The organism is Mesorhizobium sp. M0701, from assembly GCF_040320365.1.
Classification (GTDB): domain Bacteria; phylum Pseudomonadota; class Alphaproteobacteria; order Rhizobiales; family Rhizobiaceae; genus Mesorhizobium.
In genome coordinates this window covers 148,191-154,495 of the sequence record NZ_JAMYPO010000013.1, presented here as the reverse complement: position 1 = coordinate 154,495, position 6,305 = coordinate 148,191, and the positions used below count along the sequence as shown (strand labels likewise).

Annotated in this window: 6 protein-coding genes; 1 reads left to right on the top strand and 5 read right to left on the bottom strand. The window is 62.0% G+C overall.

Annotated elements, in window-relative coordinates; translation table 11 throughout:
- Positions 1-12 precede the first annotated feature (12 nt).
- From sufD to NKI24_RS15635, 5 genes are all read right to left on the bottom strand, one after another.
- Positions 13-1,281, bottom strand: coding sequence for a Fe-S cluster assembly protein SufD (gene sufD / locus NKI24_RS15655; protein WP_352746449.1), 1,269 nt, complete (start codon positions 1,279-1,281; stop codon positions 13-15).
- A gap of 43 nt (positions 1,282-1,324) precedes the next feature.
- Complete coding sequence (gene sufC / locus NKI24_RS15650) at positions 1,325-2,080, bottom strand: Fe-S cluster assembly ATPase SufC (protein ID WP_352746447.1); 756 nt, start codon at positions 2,078-2,080, stop codon at positions 1,325-1,327.
- Entirely contained in the window at positions 2,073-2,489 is a 417-nt protein-coding gene (locus NKI24_RS15645) for a hypothetical protein (RefSeq protein ID WP_352702516.1), read from the bottom strand. The genes sufC and NKI24_RS15645 overlap by 8 nt, the downstream gene beginning before the upstream one ends.
- Positions 2,486-4,003: a Fe-S cluster assembly protein SufB gene (sufB, locus tag NKI24_RS15640; RefSeq protein WP_352702518.1), complete on the bottom strand. Its 1,518-nt coding sequence runs from the start codon at positions 4,001-4,003 to the stop codon at positions 2,486-2,488. Before sufB ends, NKI24_RS15645 begins: the two co-directional genes overlap by 4 nt.
- Before the next feature lie 188 nt (positions 4,004-4,191).
- Entirely contained in the window at positions 4,192-5,370 is a 1,179-nt protein-coding gene (locus tag NKI24_RS15635; protein ID WP_352746443.1) for a cysteine desulfurase family protein, read from the bottom strand.
- 255 nt (positions 5,371-5,625) lie between these two features.
- Here NKI24_RS15635 and NKI24_RS15630 point away from each other — a divergent pair, with 255 nt between their 5' ends.
- A complete protein-coding gene (locus tag NKI24_RS15630; protein WP_023674683.1) occupies positions 5,626-6,300 on the top strand; it encodes an alpha/beta hydrolase in 675 nt (224 codons plus the stop codon).
- The last annotated feature ends 5 nt before the right edge of the window (positions 6,301-6,305 follow it).

The following is a 6,305-nucleotide window of genomic DNA, read 5'->3' as shown; positions in this document are numbered from 1 at the left end:
CCCTCATCCACTTTATCCGTGCGCCACGAACCAATTATCGAGTCTCGCTTCCAGCGCCTCGACGATGGCCTCGTCGTCCAGTTCCTCGATCACCTCGGCGACGAAGGCCTTGACCAGCAAGCCGCGCGCGGTCTTCTCGTCGACGCCGCGCGCCATCAGGTAGAACAGATGGCTGTGGTCGATCTCGGTGACGGTCGCGCCATGGCCGCAGACGACGTCGTCGGCGAAGATTTCGAGCTCCGGCTTGGTCGAGAACTCGCCGTCATCCGACAGAAGCAGCGTGTTGCAGGCCATCTTGGCGTTGGTCTTCTGCGCATATTGGTGGACGTTGATGCGGCCCTGGAAGACGCCGCGCGCCTTGCCGGTCACCACATTGCGGATGACTTCGGTCGAGGCTGTGTGCGGTACGGCGTGGTCGAGCACCATAGTGACATCGGTATGGGTATCGCCGGCGAGCAGATTGATGCCGCGCAAGGTGAATTCGGCGCCCTCGCCGGTCGTCTTCACAACGACCTCCTGGCGCACCAGTCTGCCGCCGGCATTCATGACGAACAGCGTCAGTTTCGAATTCTTGCCGAGATGCGCCTTGAACTGGGCAAGGTGCGTCGCCGTATCCGGATGCTCCTGCACGATGAGCCATGTCACTTCGGCGCCCTCGCCAAGCACAAGCTGGCTGACCGAACTGACCAGCGCCGCCCCCTCGCCTGCCTGGCGCTCGACGACGACAGCCTTGGCGCCGGCGCCGACACGGACGGCCAGCCGTACATGCGTCTGTCCACCGGCCTGCAAATTCTGCAATTCGATCGGCTTTTCCAGTTGGGCACCGTCGGCGATGTCGACGAAATAGCCGTCGGCGACAAAGGCGGTGTTGAGCGCGCCGATGGCATCGTCGCTGCCATAGGAATCCAGCCCCGGGGCGATGCTGCCGTCGGTCAGCTTCTCCGACAGGCGCTGCACGGCAACGCCTTCGATACCGGGCAGTTTCGTAGTCGAAACGCCGTTCAGCACCGGCAAAACGCTGGACCCTTCGACGATCGGCGCAATGGCTTTCGCGACCGCTGCCGGATCGAAGTCCGGCACCGAGGTCAGCAGCCGGCGCAGGTCCGTATAGTGCCAGGATTCGATGCGCCGCGTCGGCAGGCCGCTCTTGATCGCCTCGATGGCGTCGTCGCGCTTTAGCATCACCGCGCCGTCGCCGGGCAGCAGCGACAGCCGCTCGCCAAAGGCGTCGATCAGCGCCGTTTCGGCTAATGTCCGCTGGGGTGTCGTGTGCATATTCATCAGTATCGCCTTGTTTGGCTTGCCTTCCGGGCCCGCTTGCATCTCACGCGGCTTGCCCGATCACGCCGGCATAGCCATTGGCCTCGAGGTCGAGCGCCAGCGACTTGTCGCCCGACTTGATCACCTGGCCCCTGTAGAGCACGTGCACCGTATCCGGGACGATGTATTGGAGCAGGCGCTGGTAGTGGGTGATGACGACAATGGCCCGGTCCGGCGAGCGCAGCGTGTTGACGCCGTCCGCGACGATCTTCAGCGCATCGATATCGAGTCCGGAATCGGTCTCGTCGAGGACACACAGCTTCGGCTCGAGCAGCTTCATCTGCAGGATCTCGGCGCGCTTCTTCTCGCCGCCGGAAAAGCCGACATTGAGCGGCCGCTTCAGCATCGCCATGTCCATGTTGAGCGAGGCGGCAGCTTCCTTTACGCGCTTGAGAAATTCCGGGATCTTCAGCGGTTCCTCGCCACGCGCCTTGCGCTGCTCGTTCATCGCCACTTTCAGGAATTCCATCGTCGCCACGCCCGGTATCTCCATCGGATACTGGAAAGCGAGAAAGATGCCGGCGGTAGCGCGCTCGGCCGGATCCATGTCGAGGATCGACTGGCCGTTATAGAGGATGTCGCCCTCGGTGACCTCATAGTCCTCGCGGCCGGCGAGGATATAGGACAGCGTCGATTTTCCCGAGCCGTTCGGGCCCATGATGGCGGCGACCTCGCCGGCCCTGACCGTCAGGTTCAGGCCGCGAATGATCTCGGTGCCGTCGTCGACGATACGGGCATGGAGGTTTCTGATTTCAAGCATTCTCTTGCTCTATCGTTCCGTTAACTACATATCGCCGAGCTAGGGCAACGGCGACGTCGCTTTCAAGTTCAGGTGCCAAGTCAAATCGCATACTTCCGTCCTCGACGGCGTCGGCGGGATTCGGCCACCTGGTGATTTCAAAAATCTCAGGGCCGTAGACGGTGATCATCAACTCCGTGCCGTCTTCGCGCCCAGCGCTAATTCGGTTGGCTTCGACTTCGATCCTGACGACAACTTTCCTTTCGGCAGCAAAGCTTCGAAGGTAGTTCCCGAGCGACGTTGCCAATTCTCCGCAAATCCGCTCATCGAGGTCGGCCCGATAGTTGTCGGGTAGCTCACCAGAATGCCTGTCAAACTGGTGAACGCGTGCGACCAACGGCGGACCGTCCTCTGCCTCATCATCACTCACCCAACACTCCCCTCAAGACTAATCCCGATCAGCTTCTGCGCTTCGACCGCGAATTCCATCGGCAGTTGCTGGATGACGTCCTTGACGAAGCCGTTGACGATCAGCGCGATCGCCTCTTCTTCCGGAATGCCGCGCTGCATCACGTAGAACTTCTGGTCCTCTGAAATCTTCGAGGTGGTTGCCTCGTGCTCGAACTGCGCGGTCGAATTCTTGGCTTCCATGTAGGGCACGGTGTGCGCGCCGCACTGGTCGCCGATCAGCAGCGAATCGCAGTTGGTGAAGTTGCGGGCGTTGGTTGCCTTGCGGTGCGCCGAGACCTGGCCGCGATAGGTGTTCTGCGAATAGCCGGCGGCGATGCCCTTGGAGATGATGCGGCTCGACGTGTTCTTGCCCAAATGGATCATCTTGGTGCCGCTGTCGACCTGCTGATAACCATTCGACACGGCAATCGAATAGAACTCGCCGCTGGAATCGTCGCCGCGCAGGATGCAGCTCGGATATTTCCAGGTGATGGCCGAACCGGTCTCGACCTGCGTCCAAGAAATCTTCGAACGGTGGCCACGGCAGTCGCCGCGCTTGGTAACGAAATTGTAGATGCCGCCCTTGCCTTCGGCGTCGCCGGGATACCAGTTCTGCACCGTCGAATATTTGATTTCGGCGTCATCGAGCGCGATCAGCTCGACCACCGCGGCATGAAGCTGGTTCTCGTCGCGCTGCGGCGCCGTGCAGCCTTCGAGATAGGAGACGTAAGCCCCCTCCTCGGCGATGATCAGCGTGCGCTCGAACTGGCCGGTGTTCCTCTCGTTCATGCGGAAATAGGTCGACAGTTCCATCGGGCAGCGCACGCCCTTGGGCACGAAGACGAAGGAGCCGTCGGTGAACACGGCCGAATTCAGCGTCGCGTAGAAATTGTCGGAGGTCGGCACGACCGAGCCGAGATACTTCTTCACCAGCTCCGGATGCTCGCGGATGGCTTCCGAGATCGAGCAGAAGATGACGCCGGCCTGCGCCAGTTCCTTCTTGAAAGTGGTGACGACGGAGACGGAATCGAACACCGCATCGACGGCGACGCGGCCCGACTTGTAGACGTTGTCGCTGGCTTCCTCGAGCTCCGACGCATCGGTCTTCTGCACGCCGGCGAGGATTTCCTGTTCCCTGAGCGGAATGCCGAGCTTCTCATAGACCTTCAGCAATTCGGGGTCGACCTCGCTGAGCGAAGTCGGACCCGGCGTGCTCTTGGGCGCCGCGTAATAATGGAGATCCTGGAAATCGATTTTGGGATAGTGGACGCGCGCCCATTTCGGCTCGTCCAGCGTCAGCCAGCGGCGATAGGCTTCCAGGCGCCATTCCAGCATCCAGGACGGCTCGTCCTTCTTCGCCGAAATGAAGCGGATAATGTCTTCGCTCAGGCCCTTGGGGGCCTTGTCCATCGCGATTTCGGTCTGGAATCCGTATTTATACTGGTCGACATCGATCTTTCGAACTCGATCGATCGTCTCCTGCACAGCAGGCATCAGCGTTCTCCATCCACGCCGGGGTCAAGGCCCGGCAGTTTTCAAACTATGGCACCGCAAACGAGCACCCATCAGGCACCCGAGGCGGCGTAGGTGTCATATAGTGCGTTCATGCCGGAAATTCACCCGGCCAAATTCGAACGCACGGCTCTACCAGGCCGCAAGGCCCTACATTTCGTCTGCCGCGCTCAGGCGGCTCGTTCCCTGCTTGCCTTTTCCTTACCGGCTTGGCGCGCGACGATCGTCGCCAGCGCCGAACGGAACAGCTCAATGTCTTCGGCGCTGGTCGCGTGGCCGATGGACACGCGCAACGCGCCGAGGCCGTCACCGTAACCCATCGCTTTCAGCACATGGCTCGGGCCGACCTTGCCCGACGAACAGGCCGATCCCGCCGAGAGCGCCACACCGGCCAGGTCGAAGGCAATCTGCGCCGTCTCGGCCTTGATGCCGGCAATAGCGAAGAATGTCGTATTGGCAAGCCTTGGCGCGCCGGTCCCGAAGATTTCGGCGTCCGGAACAAGCGTTTTCACGATCGCCTCGATTTCGTCGCGACGCTGCCGCACCGTTTCGATCGTTTGCAAGCCGGCAGACGCCTCTCGCGCCGCCGCGCCAAACCCGGCAATCGCCGCTAGGTTTTCGGTGCCGCCGCGATGGCCTTTTTCCTGGCCACCGCCGCTGACCAGCGGCTTTGGCATCATCAGGTCCGACGCCGCGACAATGGCGCCGACGCCCTTGGGGCCGCCGATCTTGTGCGAGGAGAGAATCAGATAATCTGCGTAACCCGCTGACATATCAAGCGGAATGCGGCCGGCCGCCTGCACGGCATCGACAACCAGGATGCCACCCGCCGCCTTGACGATTTCGGCAATGCGGCCAACCGGCTGGATCACGCCGGTCTCATTGTTGGCAGCGTGGATGGCCACCAGCGGCAAGCCTTCGGCCTTGTCATGCTGGGCGAGAGCCTCGGCCAAAACGTCGAGCCTGACGACGCCGTCGGCGTCGACGCCGATCCGCGTTACCTGCCCCGTGGGGAAACGCCCGCCGTTCAGCAGGCAGGGATGGTCGGCCTCGGACACATGGAGCCGGCTCATGCGGACAGCGCCGCGCCCCATCTGCCAGTCCGGCGTCAGCAGCGTCGAGGCCGTTTCCGTCGCGCCGGAGGTGAATACGACATGCTCGGCCCTGGCGTTGGCCAGTCGAGCCACGTCGCGCCTGGCGTCCTCGATCAGCCGCCGTGCAGCGCGGCCCTCGGCATGAACCGAGGACGGGTTGGCGGCGACGTCGAGCGCAGCCACCACCGCCGCGCGCGCCGAGGCAAGCAGCGGCGCGCTGGCGTTGTAGTCGAGGTAGGCGCGTGCTCCGGCCATTTCCGTCCAACTGGTCCCTTCAAAAGCCGTTCCGCGAAGATAGCGCGTTATTTCCTTGAAATTGCAAGGCAAGACGTCCTATTTACGCGGCTTGCGGCGCGGGTGGCCGAGCCACAATTTTTGGCCGCCCAGTTTTGAACAATTCTAAACTAGCTTCTAGAAAGACGCTCGCCCTGCGTCAAGGCCTAGGGAAGACTGGGGCCAGAGGAAGAGTTGTTCCGGGCGCCGCGCAATTTATGCCAAGTGGAGTATTTCATGCCTGAGGTCATTTTCACCGGTCCGGCCGGCCGCCTGGAGGGTCGTTATCAGCCCTCGAAGGAAAAGAGCGCGCCGATTGCCATCGTCCTGCACCCGCACCCCCAGTTCGGCGGCACGATGAACAACAAGATCGTCTACGACCTCTTCTACATGTTCCAGAAGCGCAATTTCACCACGCTGCGCTTCAATTTTCGCGGCATCGGCCGCAGCCAGGGCGAGTTCGACCACGGCACCGGCGAATTGTCCGACGCCGCCGCGGCGCTCGACTGGGTGCAGTCGCTGCATCCGGATTCCAAGAGCTGCTGGGTTGCCGGCTATTCGTTCGGCTCGTGGATCGGCATGCAGCTTCTGATGCGCCGGCCGGAGATCGAGGGCTTCATCTCGGTCGCGCCGCAGCCCAATACCTATGATTTCTCGTTCCTGGCGCCATGCCCGTCGTCCGGCCTGATCATCCACGGGGACGCCGACAAGGTCGCGCCGCCCAAGGACGTGCAGGGCCTGGTCGACAAGCTGCACACGCAAAAGGGCATTACCATCACCCAGAAGACCCTGCCCGGCGCCAACCATTTCTTTGCCAACCATGCTGAGCTTCTGATCGAGGAATGCGCGGACTATCTGGATCGCCGGCTGGCCGGGGAACTGTCCGACCCACGGCCGAAGCGGCTGAGATAATCGGC

Coding starts and splice junctions, on each gene's coding strand:
- NKI24_RS15630 (WP_023674683.1), top strand. CDS start 5,626: ATGCCTGAGGTCATTTTCACCGGTCCGGCCGGCCGCCTGGAGGGTCGT.
- sufC (WP_352746447.1), bottom strand. CDS start 2,080: ATGCTTGAAATCAGAAACCTCCATGCCCGTATCGTCGACGACGGCACC.
- sufB (WP_352702518.1), bottom strand. CDS start 4,003: ATGCCTGCTGTGCAGGAGACGATCGATCGAGTTCGAAAGATCGATGTC.
- sufD (WP_352746449.1), bottom strand. CDS start 1,281: ATGAATATGCACACGACACCCCAGCGGACATTAGCCGAAACGGCGCTG.
- NKI24_RS15635 (WP_352746443.1), bottom strand. CDS start 5,370: ATGGCCGGAGCACGCGCCTACCTCGACTACAACGCCAGCGCGCCGCTG.